Here is a 14,249-nt window from a genome sequence, read left to right on the forward strand (position 1 = left end):
GGGGGCGGACCCGGTCACCGGGTCCGCCCCCTTCGTACGGTCCGTACCGCCGTCGCGGTTACTTCTTCTTCGCGCCGCGCTTCTCGCGCACCCGCACCGAGATGTGGATCGGCGTGCCCTCGAAGCTGAACTCCTCGCGCAGCCGGCGCTCGATGAACCGGCGGTAGCCGGCCTCGATGAACCCGGACGCGAACAGCACGAACCGCGGCGGCCGGGTGCCCGCCTGGGTGCCGAACAGGATGCGCGGCTGCTTGCCGCCGCGCACCGGGTGCGGGTGGGCGGCGACCAGCTCGCCCAGGAAGGCGTTCAGCCGGCCCGTCGGCACCCGGGTCTCCCAGCCCGCCAGCGCCGTCTCGATCGCGGGGACCAGCTTCTCCATGTGCCGCCCGGTGCGCGCCGAGACGTTGACCCGGGGCGCCCAGGCGACCTGGCCCAGCTCGGTCTCGATCTCCCGCTCCAGGTAGTAGCGGCGCTCCTCGTCCAGGCTGTCCCACTTGTTGAAGGCGAGGACGACCGCGCGGCCCGCCTCGACCGCCATGGTGACGATCCGCTGGTCCTGCACCGAGATGGAGTCGCAGGCGTCCAGCAGGATGACCGCGACCTCGGCCTTCTCGACCGCGGCGGCGGTGCGCAGCGAGGCGTAGTAGTCGGCGCCCTGCTGGAGGTGGACCCGCTTGCGGATACCGGCGGTGTCGACGAACTTCCAGGTCACGCCGCCCAGTTCGATCAGCTCGTCGACCGGGTCGCGGGTGGTGCCGGCCAGCTCGTTGACGACGACGCGCTCCTCGCCGGCCACCTTGTTCAGCAGCGAGGACTTGCCGACGTTGGGGCGGCCGATCAGGGCGATCCGGCGCGGGCCGCCGACCGCCGTGCCGAAGCTCTGCTCCGGGGCCTCGGGCAGCGCCTCCAGGACCTTGTCCAGCATGTCGCCGGTGCCCCGGCCGTGCAGCGCGGAGACCGGCTGGGGCTCGCCGAGCCCCAGCGACCACAGATACGCCGCGTCGGCCTCGCCGCTCGGGCCGTCCACCTTGTTGGCGCACAGCACCACCGGCTTGCCGGCCTTGCGCAGCAGCCGTACCACGGCCTCGTCGGTGTCGGTGGCGCCGACCTTGGCGTCCACCACGAAGACCACCGCGTCGGCGGCCTCGATGGCGTACTCGGCCTGCGCGGCCACCGAGGCGTCGATGCCGAGGACGTCCTGCTCCCAGCCGCCGGTGTCGACCACCTTGAAGCGGCGCCCGGCCCACTCGGCCTCGTAGGTGACGCGGTCGCGGGTGACGCCGGGCTTGTCCTCGACGACCGCCTCGCGGCGGCCGATGATCCGGTTGACCAGGGTCGACTTGCCGACATTGGGGCGGCCGACGACGGCGAGGACGGGCAGCGGGCCGTGCCCGGCCGCCTCGATGGCGCCCTCGACGTCCTCGACGTCGAAGCCCTCTTCCGCGGCGAGCTCCATGAACCGCTCGTACTCGGCGTCGCCAAGCGCCCCGTGGTCGTGCTCCTCGCCCGAGCCGCCGGAGTGGATGTCGTCGTTCATGAAGTCCGTACCTCGTTCATCGTGGTGATCGGTGGCACCCCTGTACCGGGTGATCCACTACTCAAGTGTTACCTAGCGTCCGGTGAGACGCCTGGCGGTTTCCAGGTGCGCGGTGAGCTGCTTCTGGATGCGCTCGGTCGCCTCGTCCAGCGCCTTGCGGGTGCGCCGCCCGCTGCCGTCGCCCGCGTCGAACGGGTCACCGAAGACCACGTCGATCCGCGAGCGCAGCGGGGGCAGCGCCTTTATCAACCGTCCGGGCCGGCCGGAACTTCCCAGCACCGCCACCGGCACGACCGGCGCCCCGCCGCGGACCGCGAAGTACGCCAGTCCGGCGCGCAGCGCGGCGAAGTCGCCCTCGCCCCGGGTGCCCTCCGGGAAGATGCCGAGCGCGCCGCCGGCCGACAGCACGTCCAGCGCCCGGGTGATCGCCGTGCGGTCGGTGCCGGTGCGGTCCACCTTGACCTGGCCGATGCCGGTCAGGAACGGGTCCAGCGGGCCGACGAACGCCTCCTTCTTGATCAGGAAGTGCGTCGGCCGCGGGGCCACGCCCATGACCATCGGGCCGTCTATGTTGTGCGAGTGGTTGACGGCGAAGATCACCGGGCCGGCGGCGGGCACCTTCCAGGCGCCCAGCACCCGGGGCCGGAACAGCCCGTACATCAGGCCGACGCCGATGCGCCGCCCGACCTCGGCACCCCGCTCGGAGCGCTGTGTCACTTGGCCGCCCGCTTCTCCTCGACGAGGGTGACGACACACTCGATGACCTGCGGGAGGGTGAGCTCGGTGGTGTCCACCTCGAACGCGTCGCCGGCCTTGGCCAGCGGGGAGACCTTACGGCTGGAGTCGGCCGCGTCCCGCTTGGCCAGCGCCTCCTGGGTCGCCTTGACGTCGGCGTCCTTCAGCTCGCCGCTGCGGCGGGCGGCGCGGGCCTCCTCGGAGGCGGTGAGGAAGATCTTGAGGTCGGCGTCCGGCAGCACGGTGGTGCCGATGTCCCGGCCCTCGACGACGATGCCGGTCACCGCGGAGGCGGCGATCGCCCGCTGGAGCTCGGTGATCCGGGCCCGGATCTCCGGGACCGCGCTGACCGCGCTGACCTTGGCGGTGACCTCCTGGGTGCGGATCGGGCCGGCCACGTCCACGCCGTCGACGGTGATGGTGGGGTGCTCCGGGTCGGTGCCGGAGAGGATCTCGGGCTTGTCCGCCGCGGCGGCGACCGCCTGGGCGTCGGCGGTGTCGATGCCGTTGGTCACCATCCACCAGGTGATCGCCCGGTACTGGGCGCCGGTGTCCAGGTAGCTGAGGCCGAGCTGCGCGGCGACGGCCTTCGACGTGCTCGACTTGCCCGTGCCGGAGGGCCCGTCGATGGCGACAATCACTGCCGGGGCGGTCGGGGCGGCGCCGTTTTCCACGAGGGGACACCTTCCTGGTGCGGTGGGGTGAGGTGGTGACTGGGGTTGCGGGGACGCACCCGCGCCCCCGCACCAGGTTACTGGCTCGCCACCGCGCCTCGGACCGGCCTGTGGACAAGGCCGGTCACTGCCGGATCGCCCAGCCCTTCTCCCGCAGGGCGGCCGTCAGCGCGGTGGCCGCCTTCGGCTCCACCATCAGCTGCACCAGACCGGCCTGCTGGCCGGTGGCGTGCTCGATCCGGACGTCCTCGATGTTGACGCCGGCCTGTCCGGCGTCCGCGAAGATGCGGGCGAGCTGGCCCGGCTGGTCGTCGATGTGGACGGCGACGGTCTCGTAGACCCGGGGGGCGCTGCCGTGCTTGCCGGGGACCCGGACCTGCCCCGCGTTGCCCCGGCGCAGCACCTCCTCGACACCGGCGGCGCCCTCGCGGCGCTTGTCGTCGTCGGCGGACTGGAGCGCGCGCAGCGCCCGGACCGTCTTCTCCAGGTCACCGGCGACGTCCCCGAGCAGGTCGGCGACCGGACCGGGGTTGGCGGAGAGGATGTCGATCCACATCGCCGGGTCGGAGGCGGCGATCCGGGTCACGTCCCGGATGCCCTGCCCGCACAGCCGTACGGCGGCCTCCTCGGCGTGCTCCAGGCGGGCGGCGACCAGGCCGGAGACCAGGTGCGGCATGTGCGAGACGAGGGCGACGGCCCGGTCGTGGGCGTCGGCGTCCATCACCACCGGCACGGCGCCGCAGAAGGAGACCAGCTCCAGGACCAGGTTCAGCACCTCGGTGTCGGTGTCCCGGGTCGGGGTCAGCACCCAGGGGCGGCCCTCGAACAGGTCGGCGCCGGCCGCCAGCGGGCCGGACTTCTCCCGCCCGGACATCGGGTGCGTACCGAGGTAGGAGGTGAGGTCGAAGCCGCGCGCCTCCAGCTCGCGGCGCGGGCCGCCCTTGACGCTGGCCACGTCGATGTACCCGCGCGCCAGACCGCGCCGCAGCGCGTCGGCGAGCACCTCGGCCACATGGGCGGGCGGCGCCGCCACGATCGCGAGGTCGACCGGTCCGTCCGGGGCCTCGTCGGTGCCGGCGCCGAGCGCGGCGGCGGTCCGGGCCTGCTGCGGGTCGTGATCGGCGAGGTGCACGGTGACGCCCCGCCGGGTCAGGGCGAGGGCGGCCGAGGTGCCGATCAGCCCGGTGCCGATGACGAGCGCGGACCTCACTGGGCGATGTCCTTGCGCAGGGCCGCCGCGGCGCCGAGGTAGACGTGCGCGAGGTCGGCGCGCGGCCGGTCGGACTCGATGTGCGCGAGGATCCGGACGACGCGGGGCATGGCACCCTCGATGTCCAGTTCCTGGGCGCAGATCAGCGGCACGTCGGTGATGCCGAGCCCCCGGGCCGCGGCGGCCGGGAAGTCGCTGTGCAGGTCGGGGGTGGCGGTGAACCAGATGCTGATCAGGTCCTCGGTGGTCAGTCCGTTGCGCTCCAGGACGGCGGTGAGCAGGGCGGACACCTGCTCGTCCATGTGACCGGCTTCGTCCCGCTCCAGCTGGACGGCGCCCCGGACCGCTCGTACCGCCACGTCTCGCTCCTCGTTCGGTGTGCGTATCGGCTCTGGCCGTCCAGCGTAGTCAGCCCGCGCGGCGCCGGTGGACGGCGACCGGTCGCTGAGACGGCGGCGGCGCACCGCGTACGGTGAGGCGCGTTTTGCCCCGCTGATCCGGGTTGCTTCCTCTTCGGGTGCTTCGGTGCCATGCTCGTGTTCCCCCCATTTCCCGGAGTGACGACATGCCTCACAGCGCCACGCGCCGCACGATCCTCCTCACCACCGCCGCCACCGCCCTCCCCCTGACGGCGGCCTGCGGCGGCGGGGGCGACGACGGCGGCTCCGCCGCGGCCAGCAGTTCCCCGGCCGGCCAGGACCTGGCCAAGGCCGGCGACATCCCGGTCGGCGGCGGCAAGGTCTTCAAGGAGCAGAAGGTGGTGGTGACCCAGCCCGAGAAGGACGACTTCAAGGCGTTCTCGGCGGTCTGCACCCATCAGGGCTGCGTGGTGGCGGACGTGTCCGGCGGCACCATCAACTGTGCCTGCCACGGCAGCAAGTTCGCCATCGCCGACGGCGCGGTCAAGCAGGGCCCGGCCACCGAGCCGCTGCCCGCCGAGCAGATCACGGTGGAGGGAAATTCGGTCCGCCTGGCGTGATCGTCCGCGTAACCTCCCGGGCATGGAATCCCCCGGCCCGGCTGCCGAGACCCTGGTGCGCGACCACACCGTCTACGCCTGTGTGACGGGGTCGCGCGCCTTCGGGTTGGCCACGGCGGACAGCGACACCGACCGCCGTGGCGTGTTCCTCGCCCCCACGCCCCTGTTCTGGCGCTTCGACAAGCCGCCGACGCATGTCGAGGGACCGGCCGAGGAGCAGTTCAGCTGGGAGCTGGAGCGCTTCTGCGAGCTGGCCCTGCGCGCCAACCCCAACATCCTGGAGTGCCTGCACTCCCCACTGGTGGAACACGCCGACGCCACCGGCCGCGAGCTGCTGGCCCTGCGCGAGGCGTTCCTCTCCCGCCGTGTCTACGAGTCGTTCACGGTCCCCCACGCTCGGCTGCGCTCGCGCGGGCGGTGCCCCCATCGCCCTCGGCCAGCGCCGCAGGCTGGACGCCGATCTGCGGGTGCACGGCGCCCCGCGCTGGAAGCACGCCATGCACCTGCTGCGGCTGCTGACGAGCGCCCGCGACCTGCTGCGCACCGGCGTCCTCACGGTCGACGTGGGAGCGGACCGCGAACCGCTGCTCGCCGTGAAGCGCGGCGAGGTGCCGTGGCCCGAGGTGGAGGCCCGGATGACCCGCCTGGCCGGGGAGTGCGAGCGGGCCGCGCGCCGCGGCCCGCTGCCCGCCGCACCGGACCGGCGCCGGATCGAGGACTTCCTGTTCCGCGTCCGCCGCGCCTCCGCCCGCCAGCAGGACGCCCTCCGGCAGGACTGAGTCAGGCGTCCCAGAGCGCCCCGAACGACAGCAGGTCGGACCGGTACTCGATCCGGTCGGCCCACGCGTCCGGCCACGCGTCGGCGCCCAGGTGGGCCCCCGCGAAGGCGCCCGCGAGGCAGGCCAGGGAGTCGGAGTCGCCCGAGGTGCAGGCGGCGCGGCGCAGGGCGGTGAGCGGTTCGCCGGGGAACAGCAGGAAGCACAGCAGCCCGGTGGCGAGGGCCTCCTCCGCGATCCAGCCGGCACCGGTGGCCAGGCACGGATCGGTCTCGGGCGAGACGGTGCGCACCGCGTCCCGCAGCCGGTCGAGGATCGCGAGGCATTCGTCCCAGCCCCGGGCGATGAACCGGTCCGGGGCGCCGTCCTCGGCCCGGGTCCACAGGTCACCGAGCCAGCGCTCGTGGTAGCGGACGCGGTTCTCCAGGGCATACGACCGCAGCAGCCCGACCAGTCCGGTGGGGTCGGCGCCTTCCGCCAGCAGCCGTACCGCGTGCGCGGTGAGGTCGGCGGCGGCCAGCGCGGTGGGGTGGCCGTGGGTGAGCGCGGCCTGCGACTGGGCGGCGCCCGCCCGCTGTTCGTCGCTCAGCCCGGGGAGCAGTCCGAGCGGGGCGACCCGCATGTTGGCGCCGCAGCCCTTGGAGTGGAGCTGGCTGGCGTCCTGCCAGGGCCGGCCCCGGTCCTCCAGCAGGGTGCAGGCGCGGATGCAGGTGGAGCCCGGGGCGCGGTTGTTCTCCGGCGACCGGTTCCAGGCGATGAACTCCGCGCGGACGGCCGCGGCCATCGTCTCCGGCTCCAGCCCGCCCCGGTCGGTCGCCGTGCGCAGCCCCCGGGCCAGCGCCAGCGTCATCTGGGTGTCGTCGGTGACGTACGCGGGGTCGGGCAGCGCCATCTCCCGCCAGGGGCCGCACGTGGCGAGGATCGACGGCACGTCGTTGAACTCCGTCGGGAAGCCGAGGGCGTCCCCGAGGGCCAGTCCGGTGAGCGCGCCGGAGGCGGCGCGCTTGGTCAGGGCGGTGGTCATACGGGGTGTCCTTCCCGAGGGGCGCGGAGCAGGGGCGGGTGCAGGGCGGTGGCCGGGCCGGCCCGGTACAGGGCGGCCGGTTTGCCCCGGCCGCCGGTCAGCCGGGCGGCACCCGGCACCGGTTCGACGAAGCCGGGGCTGGCGAGCACCTTGCGGCGGAAGTTGGGCCGGTCCAGCGCCGTGCCCCACACCGTCTCGTAGACCCGTTGCAGCTCGCCGAGGGTGAACTCGGGCGGGCAGAAGGCGGTGGCCAGGCAGCTGTACTCCAGCTTGGCGCCGACCCGCTCGCGGGCGTCCGCCAGGATCCGGTCGTGGTCGAAGGCGAGGCCGCGGGCTTCGCCGTACGGCGTCCAGCGGGCCTGCGCCGCGTCGCCGCCGCCGCGCGGATCGGGAGGATCGGGCAGCAGACAGGCGAAGGCGACGGAGACGACCCGCATCCGGGGGTCGCGGCCGGGGTCGCTGTAGGTGCGCAACTGCTCCAGGTGCAGCCCGGTGACGTCCGCGAGGCCGGTCTCCTCGGCCAGCTCGCGCCGGGCCGCCGCCTCCGCCGACTCCGCGGGCAGCAGAAAGCCGCCGGGCAGTGCCCAGCGGCCGGCGTACGGCTCCTCGCCCCGTTCGACGAGCAACACGTGCAGCGCGCCCGCGCGGAGCGTGAGGACCGCGAGGTCGACGGTGACGGCGAAGGGCTCGTAGCCGTACTTGTCGTAAGCCTGCTTGTCGTAAGCCTGCTTGTCGTAGGCGTGCACAGGCAGCCACCCCCTTAATAGTCACTCCGACTATAAAAGGAGGTGGCCGCCGGTCACAACCCCTACAGGTCGACCTCCTGCATCAGCATCCCGACCTCGGTGTTGGACAGCCGGCGCAGCCAGCCCGACTTCTGGTCGCCCAGGGTGATCGGCCCGAAGGCGACCCGGACCAGCTTGTCGACCGGGAACCCGGCCTCGGCGAGCATCCGCCGCACGATGTGCTTGCGGCCCTCGTGCAGGGTGACCTCGACGAGGTAGTTCTTGCCGGTCTGCTCGACGACCCGGAAGTGGTCCGCCTTGGCGTACCCGTCCTCCAGCTGGATGCCGTCCTTGAGCCGCTTGCCCAGGTCACGCGGGATCGGGCCGACGATGTGCGCCAGGTAGACCTTCTTCACGCCGTACCGGGGGTGGGTCAGCCGGTGCGCCAGCTCACCGTGGTTGGTGAGCAGGATGACGCCCTCGGTCTCGGTGTCGAGCCGGCCCACGTGGAACAGCCGCGTCTCGCGGTTGGTCACGTAGTCGCCGAGGCACTGCCGGCCCTCGTTGTCCTCCATCGTGGAGACCACACCGGCGGGCTTGTTCAGCGAGAAGAACTGGTACGACTGCGTGGCGACGGTCAGCCCGTCGACCTTGACCTCGTCCTTCTCCGGGTCGACCCGCTTGCCCTGCTCCAGCACGATCTCGCCGTTGACCTCGACCCGGGCCTGCTCGATCAGCTCCTCGCAGGACCGCCGGGAGCCGTAGCCGGCCCTGGCCAGCACCTTCTGGAGCCGCTCGCCCTCCTGCTCGGCGCCCGGGAAGGTCTTGGGCGGCTTGACGTCCTTCTTGCCGGCGTACCGCTCCCGGTTGCGCTCCTCGGCCCGCGCCTCGTACTCGCGGGAGGTCGCCGGGACGCTGCGGCCCCGCTGCTGGGGCTTCTTCGGACCGCCCTTGGCGCCGCCGCGGGCCGCGGGGCCGCGGCCCGACTTCGGACCGTCCTGGGTGGCGCCGGGGCCCACGTCGTAGCGCCGCTCCTCCGGGCGCGGCCGCTTCGGGCGGCCGCTGCCGCCCTGCTTGTCGTCACGGTCGTTGCCGGCGCCGCGGTAGTTACCGCGCCCGCCGCCGCTCCCGCCGCGGCCGCCGCTGGTGCCACCACGGCTCCCGCCGTTGTTTCCGCTGCTGTTCCTGCCGCTGCTGCTTCGCATCAAAATTCCGTCTGGTCGTCTGCGTCCTCGGAACCCGGCGCATCGGGTGCGTCCGGATCGAACGACGGAACCCCTTCCAGCGTCTCGGCCTCGATCGCCTCCGCCTCCGGGAGGAAGGGCGCCAGCTCCGGCAGCTCGTCCAGGCCGCGCAGGCCCATCCGCTCCAGGAAGTAGTTCGTCGTCACGTACAGGATCGCACCTGTTTCGGGTTCCGTGCCCGCCTCCTCGACCAGACCGCGCTGGAGCAGGGTGCGCATCACGCCGTCGCAGTTCACGCCGCGCACCGCGGAGACCCGGCTGCGGCTGACCGGCTGGCGGTAGGCGACCACCGCGAGGGTCTCCAGCGCGGCCTGGGTGAGCCGGGCGTGCTGGCCGTCCAGGACGAAGCCCTCGACCGCCGGGGCGTACTCGGGCCGGGTGTAGAACCGCCAGCCGCCGGCCACCAGACGCAGCTCGAAACCGCGCCGCTGCGCGGTGTACTCGTCGGCCAGCTCGCGCAGGGCGTCCGCGATCCGGCGCCGCGGCCGTTGCAGTGTCTTCGCCAGGTGCTCCTCGGTGGCGGGCTCGTCCACGACCATCAGGACCGCCTCCAGAGCGGGCTTGAGGTCCAGCTCCGCGACGCCGGGCGGCCCGGCCGGTACCCCGGTGGCTTCCTCGCTCACGCCTTCTTCTCCTTCGGCTCCTCGGGCGGCCGGTCGAACTCGTCGGTCACCGCCGGCTCGGCCACCCCGTCCCCACCGGTCCAGCGCACCAGCAGCTCACCGAGGGCGGTCTCCTGGTCCAGCGCGACGGCCTTCTCCCGGTACAGCTCCAGCAGCGCCAGGAACCGGGCTACGACGGTCAGGGTGTCGTCGGTGTCCGCGACAAGGCTGCGGAAGCTGGCCTGGCCCAGCTCCCGCAGCCGGGCGACCACGATCCCGGCCTGCTCGCGCACGCTGACCAGCGGCGCGTGGATGTGCTCGACGTACACCTGCGGCTTGGGCCTCGGCTGCATCGCCTTGACCGCCAGCCTGGCGAACCCTTCGGCGCCGATGCTGATCACGACGTCCGGCAGCAGCTCGGCGTGGTGCGGCTCCAGGCCCACGGTACGGGGGTAGCGGCGGGCCTCGTCGTCCAGCCGCCCGCTGAAGATGTCGGCGATCCGCTTGTAGGCGCGGTACTGGAGGAGGCGGGCGAAGAGCAGGTCGCGGGCCTCCAGGAGGGCCAGGTCGGCCTCGTCCTCGACCTCGGCGACGGGCAGCAGCCGGGCCGCCTTCAGATCGAGCAGGGTGGCGGCGACGACGAGGAACTCGGTGGTCTGGTCCAGGTCCCAGTCGGACCCCAGCGCCCTGATGTGCGCCATGAACTCGTCGGTCACCTTGGACAGGGCGACCTCGGTGACGTCCATCTTGTGCCGGGAGATCAGCTGGAGCAGCAGATCGAAGGGGCCCTCGAAGTTGGCGAGCCGGACCTTGAAGACCCGGTCGTCGTCATCGCCCTCGCCCACCGCGGCACCGGCGTCCGCGGGCGCGCCGGGTTCCTCGGGGACCACCTCGGCGGGTTCGGCGTCCGGCGCGTCCCCGGCGGGCCGCTCCGGTGGGGCGGCAGCGGGCGGCGGCTCGGGCGGGGCGGCCGCCGGAGGGACCCCCGGCCCCTGACCCAGCGCACGGCGCCGGCCACCGAAGGCACCGGCGCGGGGAACGTCGTTGGAGGTCATCGCCTCCGCAGGCTACCGCTACCGCCCGCGCAGCCGGCGGACCAGAATGCTGGCGTCCCCGCGGCTCTCCAGGTCGGCGAGGACCACGGCGACCGCCTCGCGGACGATCCGGCCGCGGTCGACGGCCAGTCCGTGTTCGCCGCGGAGCACCAGCCGGGCGTGCTCCAGGTCCATCAGCTCCTCGGCGGAGACGTACACGGTGATCTTCTCGTCGTGCCGCTCGCGCCCGCTGGGGCGGCGGGCCGCGGCCCGGCCGCGCTTGCCGCGGGGCTGGCCGGCGGCGGCACCGTCCTGCGCCGGGTCGGGACCCGCCCGCCGGGCGGCCCGGTCCGTGCCCCGGCTGTGCGGCTCACCGTTCGGCTCCGCGTCCGCGGCCACGTGCTCGGCGCCCCGGCCGTCGCCGCCCTGCGCGGGCACCGACTGCGGGGCGTCCTCGGCGGCCGGGTCGTTCTCCCCGGCCGGTGACCCGGCCGGCGCCGGCACCCGGGCCTCACCATTGGCCTGGCGCCGCGGGCTGGACGCCTGAAGCCCCATACCCCCTGTCGTACGGAAGAGTTCGTCGGCCCCCGGCAGACTCACTCGGCGTGACACCGGGCGAGCACCTCCCTGGCGAGCTGACGGTAGGCGGCGGCGCCGACGGAGTTGGAGGCGTACGTGGTGATCGGCTCACCGGCGACCGTGGTCTCCGGGAAGCGGACGGTGCGTCCGATGACCGTGTGGTAGACGTGATCGTCGAACGCCTCGACGACGCGTGCGAGCACCTCACGGCTGTGCACCGTGCGGGAGTCGTACATCGTGGCGAGGATGCCGTCCAGCTCCAGGTCGGGGTTGAGCCGCTCCTGGACCTTCTCGATCGTCTCGGTCAGCAGCGCCACTCCGCGCAGCGCGAAGAACTCGCACTCCAGCGGCACGATCACCTTGTGCGCGGCGGTCAGCGCGTTGACCGTGAGCAGGCCGAGCGAGGGCTGGCAGTCGATGACGATGTAGTCGTAGTCGTCCATCAGCGGCTTCAGGGCGCGCTGGAGGGTCGACTCGCGGGCCACCTCGCTGACGAGCTGCACCTCGGCCGCCGAGAGGTCGATGTTGCTGGGCAGCAGGTCCATGTTGGGGACGGCCGTCTTCAGCAGCACCTCGTCGGCCGCCATGCCCCGCTCCATGAGCAGGTTGTAGACGGTGAGGTCCAGCTCCATCGGGTTGACGCCGAGACCGACCGACAGCGCGCCCTGCGGGTCGAAGTCGACGAGCAGCACCCGGCGCCCGTACTCGGCGAGCGCGGCACCCAGGTTGATGGTCGACGTGGTCTTGCCGACGCCGCCCTTCTGGTTGCACATCGCGATGATCTTCGCGGGACCGTGGTCGGTCAGCGGGCCCGGGATCGGGAAGTACGGCAGCGGCCGTCCGGTCGGGCCGACGCGCTCGCGGCGCTGGCGCGCCGCGTCGGGCGCGAGCGTGGCCGCGTACTCGGGATCCGGCTCGTACTCGGCGTCCGGGTCGTAGAAGTGCCCCTCGGGCAGTTCCTCGTAGTCGGCGAAGTGGTTGCGGGGCGCGCCACTTCCGTCGCCGGCCATGGCGTTCACGTGTTGGCCATCCATCTTCGGGTGTGCGGTCCTAGCCGCCTGCGGGCTCTGGTGGGCTGAGAAGGTTCGCACGGCGACGGAGCCGACAGCCTCGAACCGCCCAGGGCCTCCGGCCCCTGCAGGCATTCCTGGTTGACCACCCCCGGGAGTAAATGTCGACTCATTCACAAGTCGTCTTACCTCCTTGGCGGCCTGGGGACTTCTAGACAGGTCAGCGTGGCACCATGCCGACGATTGGCGACTCTATGGCGTGTCGGCGGTCCGCAGCAACACAATCCGCCGGACCCGGCCCGATGTGTCGGTAATGAAACACCCCGCTGTCAAGGGCGTACGGCCGTCGCACGGCAGGTTTCACCGGTGTACGAATGGGTTCAAGCGGTACGTTCGAGGCGAGTTGAGCTAGCAGCGCAAAGTGACCATACACACACCTGGGCCGTCCTTGTCGACAAGGACGGCCCAGGTGTGTGGCGTTGACGCCGGATGTTCACCGGTCGCCTTCGCCGCATGGCGACTTGTACACCTGACGGCTCAGCCGAGCAGCGAGGTCAGGTCCACGTGGTCCAGGCCGTGGGCCTCGGCCACCTCCTTGTAAACGACCTTGCCGTCATGGGTGTTGAGACCCTTGGCGAGCGCGGGGTCGCGGCGCAGCGCCTCCACCCAGCCGCGGTCGGCCAGTTCGACGATGTACGGCAGCGTGGCGTTGGTCAGCGCGTAGGTGGAGGTGTTGGGCACCGCGCCGGGCATGTTGGCGACGCAGTAGAAGACCGAGTCGTGCACGGTGAAGGTCGGCTCGGCATGGGTGGTCGGGTGGGAGTCCTCGAAGCAGCCGCCCTGGTCGATCGCGATGTCGACAAGGACACTCCCCGGCTTCATCCGGGAGACCAGCTCGTTGGTGACCAGCTTGGGCGCCTTGGCGCCGGGGATCAGGACGGCGCCGATCACGAGGTCGGCGTCCAGGCATGCCTTCTCCAGTTCGAAGGCGTTGGAGACGACGGTCTGGATCCTCGTGCCGAAGACCTTGTCCGCCTCCTTGAGCTTGTTGATGTCCTTGTCCAGCAGGGTCACGTGGAAGCCGAGGCCGATGGCGATCTGCGCCGCGTTCCACCCGGAGACGCCGCCGCCGATGACCACGGCCTTGCCGGCCAGTACGCCGGGGACGCCGCCGGGCAGCACGCCGCGGCCCCCGTTGGCGGCCATCAGGTGGTAGGCGCCGACCTGCGGGGCCAGCCGGCCGGCCACCTCGGACATCGGGGCGAGCAGCGGCAGGGCGCGGCCGGGCAGTTCGACGGTCTCGTAGGCGATGGCGGTGGTGCCGGACTCCAGCAGGGCGTCCGTGCACTCCTTGGAGGCGGCCAGATGCAGGTAGGTGAAGAGGGTCTGGTCCTTGCGCAGCCGGTGGTACTCCTCGGCGACCGGCTCCTTGACCTTCAGCAGCAGGTCGGCGGTGGCCCAGACCTCGTCGGCGGTGTCGAGCAGGGCCGCGCCCGCGGCGACGTACTCGGCGTCCGGGATCGAGGAGCCGGTGCCCGCGCCGCGCTCGACGACGACCTGGTGGCCGTGGCGCACCAGCTCGTGGACGCCGGCGGGGGTGATGGCCACCCGGAACTCGTTGTTCTTGACCTCGCGGGGAATGCCGACCTTCACGTCGATCACGGTCCTTGGCTCAGGGGGTGTGGCTGCAGAGAAGACATACCCGGCATGCGTGGGCACACCAGGAGAGACCGCAGGAGAACGTGCGGCAGAGCCAGTCTAATGAAGGTGTTCCCGCTGTCTAGCCTTTCAAAGCATCAATTCTCGACGGGTGTGCTACGGATTTCGTAGGTGTTAGCTCCGTGTTCCGGCTTCGATTCGTCCGCCAGCAGCCGTTCGGACCGGCTCCGGTGGAGTGCGGCCGCCGTGGGATCGCCGAGGTGTTCGAGGGTGTCGGCCAGCCTGAGGTGCAGGGCCGCCTGGAGCCGGGTGTCCTCGGCGCGGCGGGCCCACTCGACCGCCTCCTGGCAGGTCTGGAGCGACTCCTCGGGGCGTCCGGCGTACTCCTGGACCCGGGCCAGCTCGCTCAGCGCCCGGGCCTGGGCGGACACGTCACCGGTCCGGCGGTGGCCGGCCACCGC

At 72.5% G+C, this 14,249-nt stretch carries 14 protein-coding genes and 2 pseudogenes; 2 read left to right on the top strand and 14 right to left on the bottom strand.

Annotated elements, in window-relative coordinates:
• Window positions 1-58 precede the first annotated feature (58 nt).
• From der to aroH, 5 genes are all read right to left on the bottom strand, one after another.
• Entirely contained in the window at window positions 59-1,537 is a 1,479-nt protein-coding gene (gene der / locus ACTT8P_RS36105; RefSeq protein WP_442836030.1) for a ribosome biogenesis GTPase Der, read from the bottom strand.
• 72 nt (window positions 1,538-1,609) lie between these two features.
• On the bottom strand, window positions 1,610-2,197 hold the full coding sequence (locus ACTT8P_RS36110) for a lysophospholipid acyltransferase family protein (RefSeq protein WP_442836043.1): 588 nt from the start codon (window positions 2,195-2,197) through the stop codon (window positions 1,610-1,612).
• Window positions 2,198-2,250: 53 nt separating this feature from the next.
• Complete coding sequence (cmk, locus tag ACTT8P_RS36115; protein WP_442836031.1) at window positions 2,251-2,946, bottom strand: (d)CMP kinase; 696 nt, start codon at window positions 2,944-2,946, stop codon at window positions 2,251-2,253.
• A gap of 124 nt (window positions 2,947-3,070) precedes the next feature.
• Window positions 3,071-4,156 (bottom strand): prephenate dehydrogenase, encoded by a 1,086-nt coding sequence (locus ACTT8P_RS36120; protein WP_442836032.1) that lies wholly within the window; start codon window positions 4,154-4,156, stop codon window positions 3,071-3,073.
• Complete coding sequence (aroH, locus tag ACTT8P_RS36125; protein WP_442836033.1) at window positions 4,153-4,515, bottom strand: chorismate mutase; 363 nt, start codon at window positions 4,513-4,515, stop codon at window positions 4,153-4,155. The genes ACTT8P_RS36120 and aroH overlap by 4 nt, the downstream gene beginning before the upstream one ends.
• A gap of 206 nt (window positions 4,516-4,721) precedes the next feature.
• On the opposite strand from aroH, the gene ACTT8P_RS36130 reads away from it, so the two are divergent.
• Together ACTT8P_RS36130 and ACTT8P_RS36135 are read left to right on the top strand one after the other, a co-directional pair.
• Complete coding sequence (locus ACTT8P_RS36130) at window positions 4,722-5,135, top strand: Rieske (2Fe-2S) protein (protein ID WP_442836034.1); 414 nt, start codon at window positions 4,722-4,724, stop codon at window positions 5,133-5,135.
• Between the two features lie 22 nt (window positions 5,136-5,157).
• Window positions 5,158-5,914 (top strand): annotated as a pseudogene (locus ACTT8P_RS36135) (nucleotidyltransferase domain-containing protein).
• Window position 5,915: 1 nt separating this feature from the next.
• Here ACTT8P_RS36135 and ACTT8P_RS36140 read toward each other — a convergent pair.
• From ACTT8P_RS36140 to ACTT8P_RS36180, 9 genes and pseudogenes are all read right to left on the bottom strand, one after another.
• Window positions 5,916-6,935 (bottom strand): ADP-ribosylglycohydrolase family protein, encoded by a 1,020-nt coding sequence (locus ACTT8P_RS36140; protein ID WP_442836035.1) that lies wholly within the window; start codon window positions 6,933-6,935, stop codon window positions 5,916-5,918.
• On the bottom strand, window positions 6,932-7,681 hold the full coding sequence (locus tag ACTT8P_RS36145) for an NUDIX hydrolase (protein ID WP_442836036.1): 750 nt from the start codon (window positions 7,679-7,681) through the stop codon (window positions 6,932-6,934). The genes ACTT8P_RS36140 and ACTT8P_RS36145 overlap by 4 nt, the downstream gene beginning before the upstream one ends.
• A gap of 62 nt (window positions 7,682-7,743) precedes the next feature.
• Window positions 7,744-8,865 (bottom strand): pseudouridine synthase, encoded by a 1,122-nt coding sequence (locus ACTT8P_RS36150; RefSeq protein WP_442836037.1) that lies wholly within the window; start codon window positions 8,863-8,865, stop codon window positions 7,744-7,746.
• Window positions 8,865-9,527 carry an SMC-Scp complex subunit ScpB gene (gene scpB / locus ACTT8P_RS36155; protein ID WP_442836038.1) on the bottom strand — a complete coding sequence of 221 codons (663 nt, stop codon included), beginning with the start codon at window positions 9,525-9,527 and terminating at the stop codon, window positions 8,865-8,867. Before scpB ends, ACTT8P_RS36150 begins: the two co-directional genes overlap by 1 nt.
• A complete protein-coding gene (locus tag ACTT8P_RS36160; RefSeq protein WP_442836039.1) occupies window positions 9,524-10,561 on the bottom strand; it encodes a segregation and condensation protein A in 1,038 nt (345 codons plus the stop codon). The genes scpB and ACTT8P_RS36160 overlap by 4 nt, the downstream gene beginning before the upstream one ends.
• An 18-nt stretch (window positions 10,562-10,579) precedes the next feature.
• Window positions 10,580-11,152, bottom strand: coding sequence for a hypothetical protein (locus ACTT8P_RS36165; RefSeq protein WP_442836040.1), 573 nt, complete (start codon window positions 11,150-11,152; stop codon window positions 10,580-10,582).
• Entirely contained in the window at window positions 11,137-12,264 is a 1,128-nt protein-coding gene (locus tag ACTT8P_RS36170) for a ParA family protein (RefSeq protein WP_442836041.1), read from the bottom strand. The genes ACTT8P_RS36165 and ACTT8P_RS36170 overlap by 16 nt, the downstream gene beginning before the upstream one ends.
• A 402-nt stretch (window positions 12,265-12,666) precedes the next feature.
• The gene (ald, locus tag ACTT8P_RS36175) at window positions 12,667-13,791 is read right to left on the bottom strand and encodes an alanine dehydrogenase (protein WP_442836042.1); all 1,125 of its coding nucleotides are present in this window, start codon (window positions 13,789-13,791) and stop codon (window positions 12,667-12,669) included.
• 134 nt (window positions 13,792-13,925) lie between these two features.
• Window positions 13,926-14,249, bottom strand: a pseudogene (locus ACTT8P_RS36180) (hypothetical protein); the annotation flags it as partial.

Source organism: Streptomyces sp. JW3, assembly GCF_052216785.1.
Classification (GTDB): Bacteria; Actinomycetota; Actinomycetes; order Streptomycetales; family Streptomycetaceae; genus Streptomyces.